Raw genomic sequence first — 18,404 nt, 5'->3', positions numbered from 1 at the left:
TTGCAGGAAAAGTGCGGTTATCCGACCGGATATCCCTCGTCGGGATCGGTGACTTGACGTCCGTTGATGGTCAGATCGTACCCCCGCGGATGGGACGATTTTGAGACCGAAATGAGGTATTTGGTCCCAGCGTGCTCGATTTCCGCGGAGAAGCCTTCCCATGTTGTCGGCAGCGACGGCTTCACATGGATACGGCCGTTCTTGAGCCGGATTCCAAGGATGCCCTCGACGGCCGCGCGGTAGAGCCAGCCGGCGGAACCGGTGTACCAGGTCCAGCCACCGCGACCGGTCAAGTCGCCGTCGCCATAGACGTCGGCGGCGATGACATAGGGTTCCACGCGGTAGTGCTCGGCCGAAGCCGGGTCCCTGGAGTGGCTGATCGGGTTCAGGAGGTCGAAGCAACGCAGCGCGTCATCGCCACGGTTGAGTTCGGCCAGCGCCATGACCACCCAGGTGGCCGCATGGGTGTACTGGCCGCCGTTTTCGCGAACGCCGGGCGGATAGGCCTTGATGTAGCCGGGATCCTTGGCCGAGTTGGCGAAGGGTGGCGTGAACAGGCGGATGATGCGCGCATCCATGTCCACCAGCTTCGAGAGCACCGAGTCCATCGCCTTGGCGGCATGGGCCGGATCGCCCTCCCCTGACAGCACGCTCCAGGACTGCGCGATCGAATCGATCTGGCATTCCAGGCTTTCCTTCGAGCCGAGCAGGCTGCCGTCGTCGAAGGTGCCGCGGCGATAGTGGGCGCCGTCCCAGCCAGCGCTTTCAAGCGCCGCCTTGAGTTCGGCCAGATGCTTGCTCCAGCGCTCGACGCGGGCCGTGTCGCCACGTTCGGCGGCGAAGGTGCTGAAGGAGCGGAGCGCGCCGGCGAGGAACCAGCCGAGCCAGACGCTCGTGCCCTTGCCGCCGATGCCGACGCGGTTCATGCCGTCGTTCCAGTCGCCGCCGAGAAACAGCGGCAGGCCGTTCGCCCCCTTGCGGGCGATGGCGAGGTCGAGCGCGATCGCGGCATGCTCGTATATGCTCACCTTGTCCTCGGATATTTCCGGGCGATAGAAGGAGTCGTGCTGACCCTGCAGAAGCGCCGGACCCTCGATGAAGGAGAGCTCATCTTCAAGAACGCTCTTATCGCCGGTCACCGTGCAATAGTGATGGATGGCGTAGGCCAGCCAGACCACGTCGTCGGAAATCAGCGTGCGAACGCCGGCACCGGTTCCCGGCAGCCACCAATGCTGGACATCGCCTTCCCGGAACTGACGCGAGGCGGCGTTGACGATCTGCTTGCGGGCGATCGATGGCTCGTGCAGCACGAAAGCCAGGGTGTCCTGCAGCTGGTCGCGGAAGCCGAAGGCGCCGCTGGCCTGATAGAAGGCGGTGCGTGCCATGATGCGGCAGCCGAGGCTCTGGTAGGGGAGCCAGGTGTTGATCAGGGTGTTCATGCCCTGGTCGGGGGTCGAGATCTGGAGCTTGCCGGTGAAGGCGTGCCAGAAATCCCGATTTGCCTGTACCGTACCGTCGAAGGACGACTTGCGGATATCCGTTATCAGCGCGCGGGCTTCCTCCTTCGTCGCGGTGTCGCCGAGATAAAGGATGACATCGCGCTCCTCCCCAGCGGCGAGATCGATGTCGATCGCGAGAGCCGCCGCCGGATCGCCGTCCAGATCGATATTGCTCGACAGAACGGTAGCCGGATTCAAGGCCATCGGAGCCTTGATGCTGCCCGCCTTGCCAATGAACTCGCGACGGCTTGCCGTGTAGCCCGACAATGTTTCGCTGGCAGCGAAGAACGCCACGCGCGAGGAGTAGTCGATGCTGTAGTTGTTGCTCGCAAACAGGGCGCCGGTCTCGGCGTCATGCTCGGAGAGAATGAACGGCGCCGTCTTCTGCGGATTGTTGCCGAGCACCCACTCGACATAGCCGTAGAGACGAAGCTTGCGCTGGCTGCCGCCATTGTTGCGCAGGCGCAACCGCTGGAGCTTCACCGGACGTTCGCGATCGACCGTCTGGGTCAGTTCCAGCGCCACGTCGTTCTGGACGCTGGAGAAGACCGAGTAGCCGAGGCCGTGCCGGGCCTCGAACTGGATGTCCTGGCGATCGGACAGGGCGGCGAAGGGTGTCATGACGGCGCCGCTGTCGCGATCCATCACATAGATCGCCTCGCCCGGCCGGTTGATGACCGCGTCATTGGTCCACGGGGTCAGCTGGTAGTCACGCGAATTGGTGCTCCAGGTGAAGCCCGCGCCTTCGGCCGCGACGTGGAAACCAAATTTCTCGTTGGAGATTACGTTGATCCACGGCTGCGGGGTGGCGTGGCCGCCCGGGATGCGGACGACATACTCGCGACCATCGCCGGAGAAGCCGCCGATGCCGTTCCAGAAGTTCAGATCGCCGTGCTCTTCGATAACCAGTGCCGGGACCGAGGCCCTGGCGGCTGGTGCCGTGCGCTTGGCCCGCGACCGGGCGGCGTTGGCCTTCTCGAGTTCCAGCTGCTCTTCCTTGGTCGGCGCGAACAACGCCACGGCACGATTGATCTGATCGATGATCTTGCCGTTCTTGGCATGGAAGGTGACGCGGGATGCCGAAATCAGCGCATGGTAGGTCGATTCCTCCATCAGGTCCTTGCGGACCGTGAAGATGTGCTGGCGCAGCCCGTCGGCCTGGCCGAGACGACGGACGTTCTCGGCCATCTGGTCGACGGCGTGCTGCATGTCCTGCGCATAGGAAGAGGCGCGCTCGTTCATGATCACCAGATCGGCGGTGACACCACGCGAGCGCAGGTATTCCTGTGCCAGCAGCGCCTCCTTGGCGATGTCGAGGTCCATGTCGTCGTTGATGCGCAGCGTGAAGATCGGGAAATCGCCCGAAATCGCCAGCGGCCAAAGCGAGGACTGCGACTGCATGCCCGCCTGAACCGCGGCCGTATCCGCGCGCAGATACATGTCCGGGTAGACGAGGTGGCGGCCGAGATGCTGGAAGGCGGACGCCTGTTGCGAGGTGACGCCGACGTGGCGCATCTGCACCTGCGTGCGTGTCCAGGCCTGGACGAGTTCGTGATTGAAGGAATCGGCGTGGCGGTAGCGATCGACCGCCTGGTCCACCTCGTTGCGTGATGGTGCCGCGATGGTCCAGAAAATCACGCTGACCTTCTTGCCGGCGGGAACACGGACGGTGCGGCGGAGCGACAGCACCGGATCGAGCGTGAAACCATCGGTGCCCGACAGCGTGGCGCCCTGGTCGAAGGCGGCAGCGTTTGCAAGGCTGCGGCCGCGTCCGAGGAACTTGCGGCGGTCGGTTTCGAACTCGGTGGGGCGCGTCGTGCCGGCGTTGTCGACGATCAGATGCGCGACCGCGATATTCGGTTCGTTGCCGTCGCGCTTGTTACGCTCGACGCGAATGACGTCGCCGCGCTTGCCGATCTCCGTCTTCACGAACATGCGGGCGAAGGCCGGATGGGCGTTGTCGGTGTCGTCGGTGGTGAGCACCGGCTCGAGATAGGAGGTCACTTCGATGAAGCGGTCTTCCGCGCCGGTGTTGAGCAGCGTCAGGCGGCGGCCTTCGGCGTCGTGCTCGGTGGCGACGATGACCTCGACCTCACTGGTGAGATCGCCAACGGTCTTGGTGAATTCCGCCTTTTCATCGGCGAAGAGAACCTTGACCTGCTCGCCTTCGATGCTCTTCGGTTCCGCCGTTGCCGACCACCATTCGTTGGTGGCGGTGTCGCGCAGGAAGATGAAGGTGCCCCAGCGATCCTCGGTCGGATCGGGCTTCCAGCGTGAAACGGACTGGCCGTTCCAGCGCGAGTAACCGGCGCCGGTTGCGGTGAGCATCATCGAGTAGTGGCCATTCGACAGGAAGACCAGTTCGCGATCGCGCGCCGCCGGATCGTAGATCTTGCGGATTTCCGGACGCAACAGGTCGTCCTGGATGCTGGCAGGCGTGTCGGACTCGTGCTTGCCGCTCATCACTGGAATGTCGCGCGGCGCCTTTTCCTGCAGCATCAGCTCGGCCGCTTCGATGACGGGATCGGAGTGGAAGAGTTCGCGCAGGTGACCGTTGAAAGCGACGTTGGCGACGGCCGCGATCGACATGCCGTGGTGGTGGGCATAGTAGTTGTAGACCACCGCGCAGGTCTTGCCTTCGGGCACGCGGGTCGGCGTGAAGTCCACCGCATCGTGGAAGCCGTATTTTCCAAGCGCGCCGAGCTTGCGCAGGCGTTCCAGGTTCTCGATCGCCGCTGGCGGGTTGTACTGGCTGGCGAGGATCGAGGCGTAAGGGGCGATGACGGCGTTGTGGCCGAGGCCACGCTTCAGGCCGAGCGTGGGAACGCCGAAGTTCGTGTACTGGTAGTTGAGGTTATGGTCGCGGGCGTTGAAGGCCGCTTCCGAGATGCCCCACGGAATGCCCAGCTTGCGGGCGTAGTTCATCTGCTCGACCACGACCAGATTGTTGGTTTGGTTGAGGATGCCGCCGCCACGCTCCTGCATGACGAGAGGCGGCATCAGATATTCGAACATCGAGCCGGACCAGGAGACCAGCGCGCCGCGCGAGCCGACAGGCACGACCTGGCGGCCGAGGCGGTACCAGTGCTCGGTCGGCAGATCGCCCTTGGCGATGCCGAAGAGGCTGGTCAGGCGGCATTCGGAGGCGAGAAGGTCGTAGCAGGCCTGATCGAGCTCGCCGCTTTCGACGCGGTAACCGATCGACAGAAGACGACGCTCCGGACGGAAGAGGAAGCCAAAGTCCATCGAGAAGGCCAGATCGCGTGCCTTGTCGCGTAGCGCGATCAGACGCGGGCGGAGCGCGTCGATGTTGGCGAGGTCGAAGGTACTGTCGGAGATATGGGCTTCGCAGACCTTGACCAGCGCCTCGGCCCATTGGGTGACCTCGGCGCTGAGTGCCGACTTCACCTCGTGATCGAGGTTGGCGGCGAGCTTCTGGATGTCGCGGGCAAGGACCGAGAGGTTGATGATGCGGATCGACGCGAATTCGTGCTCGCGCTTGACGGCGGCGAGCGCGTTCTGGAAGCCGATGATGCGCTCCTCCAGGCGGCGGCGCAGCGGACGCACGGTCTTGCGATCATCCGGCAGGTCGGCCAGCACTTCGGCCAGGATACCGGCCGTATCGCCGACGCCGTCGAGGCTGCCCTGCATGTGCGCGGACGGGGCTTCGGCCCAGTTGCGGCAGGCCGACGAGATCGCGATCAGGTGACCGGCGAGGTTGCCGCTGTCGACGGCCGAGACATAGCGCGGCCCAAGCGTTTCCAGCGTATCGGTGTGGTACCAGTTGAACAGGTGACCGCGGAACTTCTCCATCTTGTCGATGGTGGCGATCGTCTGCTCCAGACGCTCGATGGTTTCCTCGAAGGAGAACCAGCCGAACTGGCGGCCCGACACCACGGACAAGAGATAGACGCCGATGTTGGTCGGAGACGTGCGGGTCGCGACGATGACGTGCGGTGTTTCCTGGACGTTGTCAGGCGGCAGATAGTTCTGTTCGGCCGTCGTGAAAGTGTCGAAATAGCGCCAGGTGCGACGCGCGATCTTGCGCAGGTCGTTGGAGACGGATTCGGCCACTTCGAGGCGATCTTCGGTTTCCGCCGACTGGCTCACATAGTAGGCCACCAGCGGAGAGAGGATCCAGAGCGCAACGAAAGGAATGCCGACGAGATAGGCCTGGTCGCCGGAAAGGACGGCGAAGGCGAGGCCGAGCAGTGCCAGCACCGGCGCATGCCACATCGCCTTGTAGTAGGACCAGATCGTGCCCTGTTTGCCGGCCTGGACGCTTGCCGCGGTTTTCCACTGCAGCATCAGCTTGTGGCTGACGAAGAGGCGGTAGAGGGAGCGACCGATGGCGTCGGCCATCATGCAGGCGCCGTCGGCGATGAAGACGATGCGGAGTGCCACCTGCGCATTGGCGGCGCGGATGTCGGACCAGACGGTATAAAGGTGGGCGCGGGCGACGATATCGCTTGTGCGCGGGATGATGCCGTTGATGAGCGACAGCGTCGGTGCGACGAACAGGCAGAAGATCAGCACGATCTGCCAGATCAGGGCGCCGAGCGGGTTCATGAAGTACCAGCCGAGTACGGAGGCGAAGAACCAGGCGATCGGGGTCAGCGAGCGGCGCAGGTTGTCGAACATCTTCCAGCGGCCGAGCGCGGTGACACCGTGCTTGGTGCTGAACATGTAGGGCAGAAGCTGCCAGTCGCCACGCGCCCAGCGATGCTGGCGCGAGGTTTCCACTTCGTAGCGGGTCGGGAAGTCCTCGACGAGCTCGAGGTCGGTGACGAGCGCGCAGCGCGCCATCGAACCTTCAAGCAGATCGTGGCTGAGAACCGAGTTTTCCTCGATGCGTCCCTTCAGGGCCGCTTCGAAGGCGTCGACGTGATAGAGGCCCTTGCCGGTGAAGGTGCCCTCGCCCGCGAGGTCCTGATAGACGTCGGAGACGGTGAAGACATAGGGGTCCAGACCGCGGTTGATCGAGAAGACGCGCTGGAAGACCGATGCGTCCTTGCCCGTCGTCAAAGATGGCGTCACGCGAGGCTGCAAGACGCCGTAGCCGCTTTCGACACGGCCGGTCTCAGGGTTGATCACGGGGCGGTTGGTCGGGTGATAGAGCTTGCCGACGAGCTTGGTGACGGCGTCGCGCATCAGGCGCGTATCGGCGTCGAGCGTCATCACGTATTGCACGTTTTCAGGCACGATATTGGCGCCCGGCAGATAGGTCGTGTCGCGGTCGCCGCGCAGGAGCAGGTTCAGCTCGTGCAGCTTGCCGCGCTTGCGCTCCCAGCCCATCCATGCGCCTTCCGACGGATTGTAGAGGCGGCGGCGGTGTAGCAGGTAGAAGCGGGTCTTGCCGTCATAGGCGTAGCGAGCCGAAAGGTTGGCGACTTCGCGGCGCGCGTAGTCGAGAACTTCGAGATCGGCCGCCGTTTCCTCGACCTGGCTGTCCGGCCAGTCGCTCAGCAGCGCGAAGTAGATTTCGCCCCGCGGGTTGGCGAGATAGTGAACTTCGATGTTGCGGACGAGTTCATCTACGCTGTCGCGGTTCGAGATCAGGCAGGGAACGACCAGAAGCGTGCGTGCGTCCTCGGGAATGCCCTCCTTGAACTCGTAGCCCACCAGGCGTGCCGGCGTGACGAAGAAGGAGAGCACGGTGTTGAAGAGACCCGTCGCGCCTTCGGATGCCGGCAGCGAGAACATGATCAGGAGCAGGATGATCGCGATCGGCGCCATGCCGGCGCTCGCCATGAACTGGCCGACGACGACCATCGCGAGAATGGTCAGGAGCAGCACCGGCACCGCGATCGACAGCCAGTTGAACCGGCGCACGGCGCGAACGAAGTGCTGCACCAGCGTCGGGTTGTAAACCGCTCTCGCTTCCAGCTTCGGGCGCTGCGCGCCGGCCAGGAAGCTGCCGACATTGGGTTCGTGCGGCTCGTCCTCGCCCGATTCCTTCGCCTCGGCCGTCATGTCGAGCGCGAGCTGCGCGATCTCCATTTCGGTCATGGTCGAGCGCTTGGCGAGCTTTTCGATCTGCTTGCGATACTTGTTGCGCGAGCCGGAGTCGAGAAGGCCGTAGTCGGAGTTGTCCCAAAGCAGCTTGTCGACATGGCTGACCTGCTCGACCCAGACCGACCATTCGGTGTCGTCGATCTCGCGCAGGCTGCGGATGATGTTGCCCATCGTGACGTTGCCGGAGGAGAGACGGCTGTGCTCGGCCATCGTCGTCGCTTCGGTGTCACGGCCGAGCGCCTCGAGGCGTTCGTCCAGCCATGTAATGGCGAGGCTCGATGTCTGCGAGCCGTCGCGCATGCGGTAGAGGAACTGCGTCGAGAAGGTGTTGTCCTCGGCAAGCGGCTCAAGCGTCTTCAGATACTCGGTGGCTTTTGCCGGGTCGGTCAGGCGCACCAATTCGTCGGCGGCTTCGTTGGCGCGGCGGCGCATGCGGCGGCTGCGCTCAACGCGGATCGAGATGCGGCGCAGGTTTTCGACCAGAACGTAGCGCACCAGCGAAGGCAGCGCCCAGAGCTCGCCGATCCGTAATGTCTCGTGTTCCTGGAAACCGTCGACCAGCGCGGTGAGGCTTTCCTGCGAAATGGTGCTGTGGGTGTGGGCGACATAGAGCCAGGCCAGTGCCAGCGTGCGCGGGATCTTTGTGCCGTTCACGTCGATTGTCGGCAATTCGCGGTAGAAGCGCTTGGGGAAGTCGCGGCGGACTTCCTGGATCGCTTCCTCGACAATGTAGTGGTTGTCCAGAAGCCACTCGGCGGCCGGGGTAATGGTCTCGCCGGCCTCCACGTCGGCCGCTGTCGTGCGGTAGACGCGCAGGATTTCCTTTTCGTTCTCCTTATGCCGGGCGAAGAAGTCGAAGGGTGCGAAAGCGACCAGCGAATCGACACCTGACGTGGCTGCTGATGCACCCATCGCCCTGATGTCTTCTATCGACATATAGGTCGCGCGGATCGAGTCGTTGTGATCGATCTGCTTGGTTTCGGACTCGCGGGACAGGCTCGGAGACGTGGGGGAAATAGACATGGGTTCGGTTCTGGATCCAAACAAAGTTATGGTCGTTAGGGTTTGCCTTGTGCACTGCCAAATATGACTGCCGCATGAACAGTACCGGTCTTTTGCGGCCACATTGAAAACATTGGCGGTTGCAATCGAACGGCAATGCGAATCGATTTAGATATGATCTTGCGACCAGCCGGGCAAAGAGGTGGGTGCGATTGAACGACGCCTCCCCGCCAAGCCAATCGGGAAAGTTGGACACTATTGCGACAATTCAAGTCAAGAGGTTTCGGCAAGTGGTAAACGCACGAAAAATCCGGCGCCTTTGGGACGCCGGATTTCACCGATTATGCGGGATTTAGACGCGGCGCATGAGCCGCGCGACAAGCGATACAACAAACAGCACCAGGAATATGAAGAACAGTACCTGGGCAATCGATGCTGACGCGCCTGCAATGCCGCCAAAACCCAGAACGCCGGCGATCAGGGCCACAACAAGAAATACGAGTGCGTAGTAAAGCATTGCCATCTCCTTAGTCGTTGCTGACCAGATAACGGTGGCGTGCCTCTTTGGTTCCGTGCCCGATGAAAAAGGGTTTGTTTTCGGTGCGCTAGCTGATGACGCCGCAAACCAAGGCTGCGAGAAAGGTGAACGCGGCTACAACCAGCGCCGCATTGGCTGCCCGATGCAGACGACTGCGCGTCGTTGCCGGCTTCCTGGAGCGAGCGGAACGATAGTGGTCCGCGTGAGTATGGGACATACCCAAGTCTGCCATGTGTTGCCTCCGCCTGTTTTCGGCTCTTCTTGTGAGCTCAGTTTCTTATATAGTCTATCTAGATGGTAGAGATAAAATTCCACCATATCGGTCTTGCAGAGAAAATCCGTCTTGGCGCCAGCGGCCTAACAGATGGTGTGCCAAGCCCAGATCAGGGAGCGCTCGACCGCGGTGTCCTTGCGGGGGCTCTTCTTCTTCGCGACGATCTTTCGATCGCGCTTCGCCGCCTTGAACAGCGGACGCGTCCGCTTTGCAGCCTTGGCTGGAGGTGCGAAGTAACCCATGGTCATGCCGCCGAGAAAGAACATCTTCATCTCCATGATCACGAAAGCTAACAGCCATTAACGCAATCATGACAGAAGCAAGGCAGCTGTCAATAGTCTAGTCGATTGGTCGTGTTTTAACGGACCGTTATTCTTAACGGCCCGCCGATTGCTAAAAATTTCAATTACTTGAAAACACTGGGCTTCAGGCTTTCACGAAGCCCTTGCTCGCGACCATCAAACTTTTCGTGTAGTCCTCGCGAACTTCGGCCCTGGCCAGTTCATCGGCCGTCAGGCGCTCGACGACCGCGCCACCGCGCATCACGGCGAGGTTTTCGCACATGTGGGTGATGACGCCGAGGTCGTGGCTGACCATGACGAAGGTCAATTTCCGATCGCGCCTGACCTGCTCGAGCAGGTTCAGCACTTCGGCCTGGACGGAGGCGTCCAGCGCCGATGTCGGCTCGTCGAGCAGCAGGATCGATGGCTCGACGATCAGGGCGCGGGCAATGGCGACGCGCTGGCGTTGACCGCCGGAAAGCTGATGCGGATAGCGGAAACGGAAGCCGTTGCCGAGACCGACCTCGTCGAGCGCGCGCGCGATGCGCGTGTCGCTGTCCGAGATGCCATGGATCGCCAGCGGCTCGAGCAGCAGCCGGTCGATGGTCTGGCGCGGATGCAGCGAACCGTAGGGGTCCTGGAACACCATCTGGACCTTGCGATAGAAGGCCTTGCTTCGCCTGGAGCCGGAGAGCTGTTCGCCGTGTATCCTGATCGTTCCGTCCTTGACGGGCGCGAGGCCGGCGACGGCGCGAAGAAGCGTGGATTTTCCGGAGCCGGATTCACCGACGAGACCGAAGGACTGGCCTTCGGCGATCTCTACGCTGACATCCTTCAGCGCGTGGAAATGGTCGTAGACGACAGTGAGATTGTCGACCGAAAGGGCTGATGTCATGCGGCCCACTCCGGCTTGCGGTCCAGCACCGGCAGCGGATGCCTGTTTTCGCCGATCTGCGGCATGCAATTCAAAAGTCCTTGCGTATAGGGATGCCGGGCGTTCTTCAGCTCGGAGGCCTTCAGTTCCTCGACGACCTTGCCGGCATACATGACGATGACGCGGTCGCAGAAGGAGGAGACGAGGCGCAGGTCGTGCGACACGAAGATCAGGCCCATGCCGCGCTCGGAAACCAGGCGGTCCATGATCCTGAGAACGTCGAGCTGCACCGTCACGTCGAGCGCCGAGGTCGGCTCGTCGGCGATGAGCAGTTCGGGATCGGCGATCAGCATCATGGCGATCATGGCGCGCTGGCCCATGCCGCCCGATACTTCATGCGGATAAAGATCGAAGACGCGCTGCGGCTCGCGGATCTGCACGGCCTCCAGCATGGCGATCGCGCGGTCTCGCGCTTCGCCCTTGCCGATCTTTTCATGCGTTCTGAGCGTCTCGCAGATCTGCCGGCCGATGGTCATGACCGGATCGAGCGAATATTTCGGATCCTGCAGCACCATGGCGATCCGCTTGCCGCGCAGTTGCCGACGCTGCTTGGCTGAGGCCGACAGGAGGTCGATGCCGTTGAAGTCGAGCGTATCGGCCGTGACGATGCCGTGCGGCGGCGTCAGTCCCATGATGGCGCGGCCGGTCTGCGATTTGCCGGAGCCGGATTCCCCGACGATGCCGAGGCGTTCCTTGCCGAGCGTGAAGGAAACACCGCGCACGGCTTCGATGACGCCGGTGCGGGTGGGGTAGCTGACCTTGAGGTTCTTGACGGTGAGGAGCGTGCTCATTGGCCGCTCTCCTTCGGGTCCAGCGCATCGCGCAGACCGTCGCCAAGCAGGTTGAAGCCGAGGCTGACGACGAGGATGGCGATGCCCGGCATGGCGGCGACCCACCACTGGTCGAGGATGAAACGGCGGCCGGAGGCGATCATCGCGCCCCATTCCGGCAGCGGCGGCTGAGCGCCGAGGCCGAGGAAGCCGAGGCCGGCCGCCGTCAGGATGATGCCCGCCATGTCGAGCGTGACGCGCACGATCAGCGAGGAGATGCAGAGCGGCATGACATGGCGCACGACGATGCGCAGCGGCGACGCGCCCATCAGCTTTACCGCCGAGATATAGTCGGAGCGCCGCACCGTCAGGGTCTCGGCGCGCGCGATACGGGCGTATGGCGGCCAGGACGTGATGGCGATGGCGATGATGGCGTTCTGGATGCCCGGGCCGAGCGCTGCCACGAAGGCGAGCGCCAGGACGAGCTTCGGGAAGGCGAGGAAGATGTCGGTGATGCGCATCAGGACGGCATCGACCCAGCCGCCGGCATAGCCTGATACCGTGCCGACCAGGAGGCCGATCGGCGCGGAGATGACGGCGACGAGGACGACGACCATCAGCGTCAGGCGAGAGCCGTAGATCAGGCGCGAATAGATATCGCGGCCCTGGTCGTCGGTACCGAGAAGATAGCCCTCCGTGCCGGGCGGCAGAAGCCGGGCGTTGCGGAGGTCACCGACGACGGGCGAGTGCGTGGCCAGAACATCGGCAAAGGCCGCCATCAGCAGCAGAGCGATGATAATAAAGAGACCAACAACCGCAAGGCGGTTGGCGGTAAACTGCCGCCAGGTGACGTAGGCGCGGCCGAGACGGGCCTGCGTGCGCGATTGCGGCCGGTCGGAGAGCAGCCATTCGCGGCGGGTCATCGGTCTGGTGATGTTTGCTTGCATGCTCATCGGGTCCGGGTCCTGGGATCGAGGGTCCGATAAAGAAGATCAGACAAGAGGTTGATGCCGATGAAGACGGTGCCGATGACGATCGTGCCGCCAAGCACGGCGTTCATATCGGCATTCTGCAGCGAATTGGTGATGTAGAGGCCGATGCCGGGCCAGGAGAAGACGGTCTCGGTCAGGACCGAGCCCTCGAGCAGTCCGGCATAGGAGAGCGCGATGACGGTAACGAGCGGGACCGCGGCGTTGCGCAGCGCATGGCCCCAGATCACCCGGGTTTCCGACAGGCCCTTGGCGCGCGCGGCCACGACATATTCCTGGCTGAGTTCGTTCAGCATGAAGCTGCGTGTCATGCGGCTGATATAGGCGAGCGAGAAATAGCCGAGCAGCGAGGCTGGCAGGACGATGCGGCGGAATACGTCGTAGAAGACATCCCACTGCCGCTGAATGGCGCTGTCGAGCAGGTAGAAGCCGGTGATTGGCGTGAAGGTGTATTCGTAGACGATGTCGATACGGCCGGGGAAGGCGACCCAGCGGAGCTTTGCGTAGAAAATCACCAGCGAGATCAGCGCCAGCCAGAAGATCGGTACGGAATAGCCGATGAGGCCGATGACGCGAACGATCTGGTCGGCGAAACTTCCACGTCGAACGGCGGCAAGAACGCCGAGCGGCACACCGATCACCGAGCCGATGATGGTGCCGAGCGTGGCGAGTTCGATCGTCGCCGGGAAGACGCGCTTGATATCGACCATGACGGGATTGGTTGTCAGCACCGAGGTGCCGAAATCGCCGGCGAGGATGCCTTTGATGTAGATGTAGAACTGCTGATAGATCGGCAGGTCGAAGCCCATTTCTCGCCGCACGCGCTCAACCACATGGGCGGGCGCGCGGTCGCCGAGAATGGCGAGGACCGGATCGATGGGCACGACGCGGCCGATGAAGAAGGTGACGGCCAGAAGGCCGAGATAGGTGGTGACGGCGGCGACCAGAAAACGGCCCACAGCCTTCGCAACAGGAAGAGCACGGCCGGGTTTCGGCCGTGCTTCCGTCTTTGTTTCGACGATACTCAATCTATCAATCCTGTCGGATCATTCCTTGCCGATCATGCCGACAAAGTTGGTGTCGAAGCTCGGGCCGAGCTTGAAGTTGGTCAAGCCCTTGCGATAGCCCGCGACTTCGGTCTGCTGGAAGATGAAGACGAACGGGCTGTTGGCCAGGTACTTCTTCTGGATGTCCTGATACATCGCCGCACGCTTCGCGCTATCGCGCTCGAGCAGGGCAGCCTTGGCTTCCTTGTCCAGTTCCGGCGATTCCCAGGTGTTGCGCCAGGCGAGCGTCTTCACGGTGCCGGCGTCGGAATTGTCGGGGTTGCTGGTGAAGGTGTCGGCGTTGGAGTTCGGATCGAAGTAGTCCGAACCCCACTGGCCGATGTAGATGTCGTGCGTGCGGGCGCGGAACTTGGTCAGCGTCTGCTTGCCGTCACCGGGGATGATTTCCATCTTGATGCCGGCCTGCGCCACCGACTGCTGGATCGATTCGGCGATACCGGTCACGGGCTGCGTGTTGCGCACGTCGATCGTCACCGAGAAGCCGTCCTTCAGGCCTGCCTTGGCGAGCAGTTCCTTGGCCTTGGCAACGTCGAACTTGTAGGGGTTCTCATCGAGCGCGCCGAGCTGGCCGGTCGGCAGGAAGGTCTGGTGGATCGTGCCGATGCCCTTGATCAGCGTCGCGCCGATCGCGTCGTAGTCGACCAGGTACTTGAAGGCTTCCTGGACTTCCGGCTTCTTCAGATTCTCGTTCTTGGAGTTGAGGCTGATGAAGTAGACGGTGCCCTTCGGCGCGCTTTCGTTGGCGAGATCGCCGTTCTTGGCGACGGCTTCGAGGTCGCCCGGCTCCAGGTTGCGGGCGATGTCGATGTCACCGGCCTCGAGCGCCAGACGCTGAGCCGAGCTTTCCTTCATGAAGCGATAGATGACGCGGGCGAGCTTGGCCTTTTCGCCGTAGTAATTGTCGTTGCGCTCGAGCACGACCACTTCGTTGGCGCGCCATTCGCGCAGCTTGAAGGCGCCGGAGCCGGCGTAACCGGTCTTCAGCCACTCGTTGCCGAAATCGTTGTCGTACTTGTAGTCGGCGGACGGGGTGACCGGCTTGACGTGATCGAGAACCAGCTTCTTGTCGACGACGGAAGCAACCGTTGCCGTGAGGCAGTTCAGGACGAAGCTCGGCGCATAGGGCTTGTCGACAGTGAAGGTGAAGGTGTTCTCGTCGGTCGCCTTGGCCTTTTCGGTGACGTTGTCACCGTTGATGCCGAACTGGGTGAGGATGAAGGCGGGGCTCTTGTCGAGCTTGACGGCGCGCTCGAAGGACCATGCGACGTCTTCGGCGGTGATCGGGTTGCCGGAGGCGAACTTCATGCCGGGCTTCAGCTTGAACGTATAGGTCAGACCGTCATCCGAAACCGTCCAGCTTTCCGCGAGGTCGCCCTTGACCTTGGACGTATCGGCCATGTCGAGGCGCACGAGCAGGCTGTAGGTGTTGCTGGTCATCTCGGCGGTCGAGAGTTCGAAGGCTTCGCCCGGATCCATGGTGATGATGTCGTCGATCGCGAAGCCCTGGACGAGGGTGTCCTTCGGGGTCTCGGCGAAGGCGGCGGGCGCGGCCATCATCAGGAGGGAGAGCGCGGCGCCGGCCGAAAGCGCACGGACGTTGCGGCCAAATCTGGTCATCATCATAGTCTTGTTCCCCTTGCTCATATTTTTGAATTCAATCAGGCACGTCAGCAGTCTCAGGCAGCCTCTTCTCCCCATGCCGAAGACAGAATCCGAAGCCAGTTTTCGCTGGCCATTTTTTTCAAATCCTCGCCACCATATCCAGCGCGTTGGAGCGCATCAATCAGCTTCTGGTTGCCGGCGGCGTCGGCGATTTCGTCCGGTATGGTTGCGCCGTCGAAGTCCGATCCGAGCGCCACGCAATCGATGCCAATGCGCTCGACGAGGTAGTCGATGTGGCGAACCATGTCGCTGAGCGGCGTGTCGCCGTCCGAGCGGGCATCGTCGCGCAGCATGGCGGTCGCGTAGTTGAGGCCGACGAGGCCGCGGCTTTCCTTGATCGCATCAAGCTGCCTGTCGGTCAGGTTGCGGGCGACCGGTGTCAGCGCATGGACGTTCGAGTGGCTGGCGACGAGCGGCTGGTCCGTCGTCTCCGCCACATCCCAGAAGCCCTTTTCGGTGATGTGGGCGAGATCGATCATGATGCCCAGGCGGTTGCACTCGCGAACCAGTTCGAAACCGGCGTCGGTCAGGCCGAGGCCGGTGTCCGGCGACATGGGGAAAGCGAACGGCACGCCGTGGCCGAAGATGTTGTGCCGGCTCCAGACCGGGCCGAGCGAGCGCAGGCCGGCCGCGTAGAAGACTTCCAGCGCGGCCAGATCCGACCCGATCGCTTCGCAACCTTCCATGTGCATGACGGCGGCGAAGACGCCATCGGCGATGGATTGGCGGATGTCCTTGACCGTGTGGCACAGACGCCAGGCGCCGGCGCGATCGAGGCGCAGGGCGATCGCGGCCATTTCATTGGCGATCCGCAGCGATGGCAGGGGATCGAGGGGGGCCGCCAGCGGGGTGATGTAGTGGCCGTCCTTGTCGGGATCGGCGAAGACCAGATCGCCCGACGGAATGTAGATGGCGCAAAGGCCACCGGCGAGGCCGCCAGCCCTGGCGCGTGGCGCGTCGATGTGGCCGGTGTCGGTTCCGTTCGCAAACTCGGCGATGGGGTCGCCGCCCTCCCGCTCATGCGTCCAGAGGCGGAGAAGAACGTCGTTGTGGCCGTCGAATACGAGTTGCATGTCAGTTCCTGTGGGCCCTCATCCCAGAGCCGGGGCGGGCGAAGCGCGCAGAATAGAAAAGCTGGCGGAATACGCCACCCCTTTTTTGAGATTATTTTTGAGCAGCAACCCATGGTTAGGTGTCGCACGGCGGTCTTGGCGGGGCTTGCCAAAAACGCCGAGAATGACACCGTGGCCGATGAAAATCAGATATGGCCCGACTATATGATATCGCGGAAACGGTGGCCGATCGTCGGCCCTGATGGAGAGCGCAATGTCTATCTCAATTTATCGCCTGACAGTGCCTGTATTTCAGCGTGGCCTGACAACCCTATCCGCCTATCTCGACAAGGCGGAGGCCTTCGCCAGCGAGAAGGGCATCGATCCGGTGGAGCTCGTCGCCACACGGCTGGCGCCCGACATGCTGCCGTTTTCCGGCCAGTACCAGCGCGCCACCGATAGCGCCAAGCTTGCCATTGCACGGCTAACGGGCACCGATGCGCCGAAATTCGAGGACAACGAGACGACGATCGCTGATCTGCGGGCGCGTGTCGCTAAAACGGAAGCCTATCTGGCGACCGTTTCGCCGGATGCGCTCGATGGCGCCGAAACGCGCGAGGTCGTCATCTCTCCCGGTGGCCACAGAACGGTCTTCCGTGGCGACGACTACGTCATGAGCTTCGCCCTGCCGAACTTCTATTTCCACATCTCGATGGCGCACGCGATCCTGCGCAACAAGGGCGCGCAGATCGGCAAGCTCGATTATCTCGGACGTTTCTCCTGACGCGCATTCAGGGCCGGTGTCGAACCGGCCCATTCTCCGTCAGTTCGGTATAGGCCAGGGTCTGGTCGAGGTGGCGGGCGCGCAGCGACAGCAGCTTTTCCGCGTAGGCGAGCCGCGTCGACGCGTGCGCCGGGTCGGCCGCGATATTTCGCAGCTCCATCGGGTCATTCCCGAGATCGAAGAGCAACGGCGCCAGACCGGCGAAATGCACGTATTTGAAGTTCTCGTCCCTGATGACGGCGAGATTGCATTCGTTCGATCGCAGGCCGAAGTGCCGCTCGGCATGCTGGTGAGCGATATCGCGAAAATCGAACTCCCAGAAGGCCGCATCCCGCCAGTTCACAACCTCCCTCCCCTCGGTGAAGGGTAGCAGCGATTGCCCGTCCAGGCCGTTTTCCGGCTCGACGTCCAGGCGCTCGCAAAGCGTCGGAAAGATATCGGCGGCGCTGGTGAAGTGCTCGACCGTGCCGCCACGGTCGGCCGACCGGGGATCGCGAATGACCAGCGGGATGTGATAGCTCCCGTCAAAGAAGCCGCCCTTGCCGAAGGTCCAGTGATCGCCGGCCATCTCCGCGTGATCCGACGTGAAGATGATGACGGTGTTTTCCCAGACGCCGGCATCCTTGAGCGCGGCCCAGATACGGCCGAGCTGCGCGTCCACCTCGGCGATCATTCCATAGTAGATGGCGCGCATCGCCGCGATGTCTTCTTCGTTCCAGTCGTCGACCGGGCCGGTCGCGCCGTGGATGAAGCTGCCCTTGTCGTTGCGCGGCATCGCGTAGGCGAGATAGGGGTGCAACGCCTGCTCGCTCCGTCGATCGGCCGCGCGCGAGAAGGCGGGTCCATCCGCAGGCGAAAACATGTCGCTATACGGTGCCGGCGCGGAAAATGGCGGATGCGGGCGCAGGAAGGATACGTGCGCGAACCACGGCCTGTCCTGTTCGCCGAGCCAGCGCATGAACTCTCCGGTCAGGAATGCCGTCTGCGTTTCATCTTTCGAATAGGCGGTTGGGGCGTTGGAAATCTCGCCGGGCGTGGCGTTGACGGGAATATGAATGTCGCGGCTCGTGGCATCCTCGTGGCCGCGCGAGCGAAGCCAGGACAGCCACTGTCTCTCATGTTCCGGGAGCAGCTGCCGCGCGGTGAAGCCGGGGAGCAAGCCTTCATAGGTGGCCAGATGCGGATCGTTGGCATTGGTGCCGCGCGGATCGGGCGCGGTATCCGTATAGCCGAACAAGGTCGGCTCGTAGCCGGCGCGGCGTGCGGCGAGCGCCAGATTGTCGAACCTGCCATCGAGGGGCGAGCCGTTGCGGCAAACCCGATGGTTCATCTGGTAGAGACCGGTATAGAGCGTGGCGCGCGCCGGCGAACACGGCGCGGCACCAGCGAAATGACGGGCAAACAGCGTGCCCTCGGCCGCCAGTGCATCGACATTCGGTGTCCTGACGCAGGCGTGGCTTCGTGCCGAGAGGCAATCACCGCGCCACTGGTCCGCGGTGATCAGCAGAATGTTGGGTTTGCCCGTCATCGATGCGGC

General features: G+C 62.8%; 11 protein-coding genes. 1 reads left to right on the top strand and 10 read right to left on the bottom strand.

All coding sequences use genetic code 11. The features are described 5' to 3' along the window. Positions 1–17: 17 nt before the first annotated feature. From GGQ67_RS10155 to GGQ67_RS10115, 9 genes are all read right to left on the bottom strand, one after another. Positions 18–8,537, bottom strand: coding sequence for a glycoside hydrolase family 94 protein (locus GGQ67_RS10155; RefSeq protein WP_183900029.1), 8,520 nt, complete (start codon positions 8,535–8,537; stop codon positions 18–20). A gap of 331 nt (positions 8,538–8,868) precedes the next feature. Continuing rightward, on the bottom strand, positions 8,869–9,033 hold the full coding sequence (locus GGQ67_RS10150) for a DUF1328 domain-containing protein (protein ID WP_018901089.1): 165 nt from the start codon (positions 9,031–9,033) through the stop codon (positions 8,869–8,871). Positions 9,034–9,411: 378 nt separating this feature from the next. Continuing rightward, positions 9,412–9,594 carry a hypothetical protein gene (locus GGQ67_RS10145; protein WP_183900028.1) on the bottom strand — a complete coding sequence of 61 codons (183 nt, stop codon included), beginning with the start codon at positions 9,592–9,594 and terminating at the stop codon, positions 9,412–9,414. A gap of 160 nt (positions 9,595–9,754) precedes the next feature. Beyond that, entirely contained in the window at positions 9,755–10,504 is a 750-nt protein-coding gene (locus tag GGQ67_RS10140) for an ABC transporter ATP-binding protein (protein WP_183900027.1), read from the bottom strand. Further along, on the bottom strand, positions 10,501–11,334 hold the full coding sequence (locus GGQ67_RS10135) for an ABC transporter ATP-binding protein (RefSeq protein ID WP_183900026.1): 834 nt from the start codon (positions 11,332–11,334) through the stop codon (positions 10,501–10,503). Before GGQ67_RS10135 ends, GGQ67_RS10140 begins: the two co-directional genes overlap by 4 nt. Further along, on the bottom strand, positions 11,331–12,266 hold the full coding sequence (locus GGQ67_RS10130; RefSeq protein ID WP_183900025.1) for an ABC transporter permease: 936 nt from the start codon (positions 12,264–12,266) through the stop codon (positions 11,331–11,333). The genes GGQ67_RS10135 and GGQ67_RS10130 overlap by 4 nt, the downstream gene beginning before the upstream one ends. Next, positions 12,263–13,330, bottom strand: a complete 1,068-nt coding sequence (locus GGQ67_RS10125; protein WP_183900024.1) for an ABC transporter permease — start codon at positions 13,328–13,330, stop codon at positions 12,263–12,265. The genes GGQ67_RS10130 and GGQ67_RS10125 overlap by 4 nt, the downstream gene beginning before the upstream one ends. A gap of 18 nt (positions 13,331–13,348) precedes the next feature. After that, positions 13,349–14,992: an ABC transporter substrate-binding protein gene (locus GGQ67_RS10120; RefSeq protein ID WP_183900023.1), complete on the bottom strand. Its 1,644-nt coding sequence runs from the start codon at positions 14,990–14,992 to the stop codon at positions 13,349–13,351. A gap of 53 nt (positions 14,993–15,045) precedes the next feature. Further along, entirely contained in the window at positions 15,046–16,104 is a 1,059-nt protein-coding gene (locus GGQ67_RS10115) for a dipeptidase (RefSeq protein ID WP_183900022.1), read from the bottom strand. Between the two features lie 253 nt (positions 16,105–16,357). Between GGQ67_RS10115 and GGQ67_RS10110 the strand changes: the two genes are divergently transcribed. Continuing rightward, on the top strand, positions 16,358–16,867 hold the full coding sequence (locus GGQ67_RS10110; RefSeq protein WP_183900021.1) for a DUF1993 domain-containing protein: 510 nt from the start codon (positions 16,358–16,360) through the stop codon (positions 16,865–16,867). Between the two features lie 7 nt (positions 16,868–16,874). Here the strand turns inward: GGQ67_RS10110 and GGQ67_RS10105 are convergent, their stop codons facing one another. Continuing rightward, on the bottom strand, positions 16,875–18,395 hold the full coding sequence (locus GGQ67_RS10105) for an alkaline phosphatase family protein (protein ID WP_183900020.1): 1,521 nt from the start codon (positions 18,393–18,395) through the stop codon (positions 16,875–16,877). Positions 18,396–18,404: the final 9 nt, after the last annotated feature.

The sequence above is a fragment of the Rhizobium metallidurans genome, assembly GCF_014196505.1.
GTDB classification, from domain to species: domain Bacteria; phylum Pseudomonadota; class Alphaproteobacteria; order Rhizobiales; family Rhizobiaceae; genus Rhizobium; species Rhizobium metallidurans.
The sequence above is the reverse complement of the archived record's forward strand: the minus strand, read 5'-3'. Positions and strand labels throughout refer to the sequence as shown.

Bases quoted from the DNA above. Each gene is read 5' to 3' on its own strand.
- GGQ67_RS10150 (WP_018901089.1), bottom strand. From the start codon at position 9,033: ATGCTTTACTACGCACTCGTATTTCTTGTTGTGGCCCTGATCGCCGGC.
- GGQ67_RS10130 (WP_183900025.1), bottom strand. From the start codon at position 12,266: ATGAGCATGCAAGCAAACATCACCAGACCGATGACCCGCCGCGAATGG.
- GGQ67_RS10115 (WP_183900022.1), bottom strand. From the start codon at position 16,104: ATGCAACTCGTATTCGACGGCCACAACGACGTTCTTCTCCGCCTCTGG.
- GGQ67_RS10120 (WP_183900023.1), bottom strand. From the start codon at position 14,992: ATGATGATGACCAGATTTGGCCGCAACGTCCGTGCGCTTTCGGCCGGC.
- GGQ67_RS10110 (WP_183900021.1), top strand. From the start codon at position 16,358: ATGTCTATCTCAATTTATCGCCTGACAGTGCCTGTATTTCAGCGTGGC.
- GGQ67_RS10105 (WP_183900020.1), bottom strand. From the start codon at position 18,395: ATGACGGGCAAACCCAACATTCTGCTGATCACCGCGGACCAGTGGCGC.
- GGQ67_RS10140 (WP_183900027.1), bottom strand. From the start codon at position 10,504: ATGACATCAGCCCTTTCGGTCGACAATCTCACTGTCGTCTACGACCAT.
- GGQ67_RS10145 (WP_183900028.1), bottom strand. From the start codon at position 9,594: ATGTTCTTTCTCGGCGGCATGACCATGGGTTACTTCGCACCTCCAGCC.
- GGQ67_RS10135 (WP_183900026.1), bottom strand. From the start codon at position 11,334: ATGAGCACGCTCCTCACCGTCAAGAACCTCAAGGTCAGCTACCCCACC.
- GGQ67_RS10155 (WP_183900029.1), bottom strand. From the start codon at position 8,537: ATGTCTATTTCCCCCACGTCTCCGAGCCTGTCCCGCGAGTCCGAAACC.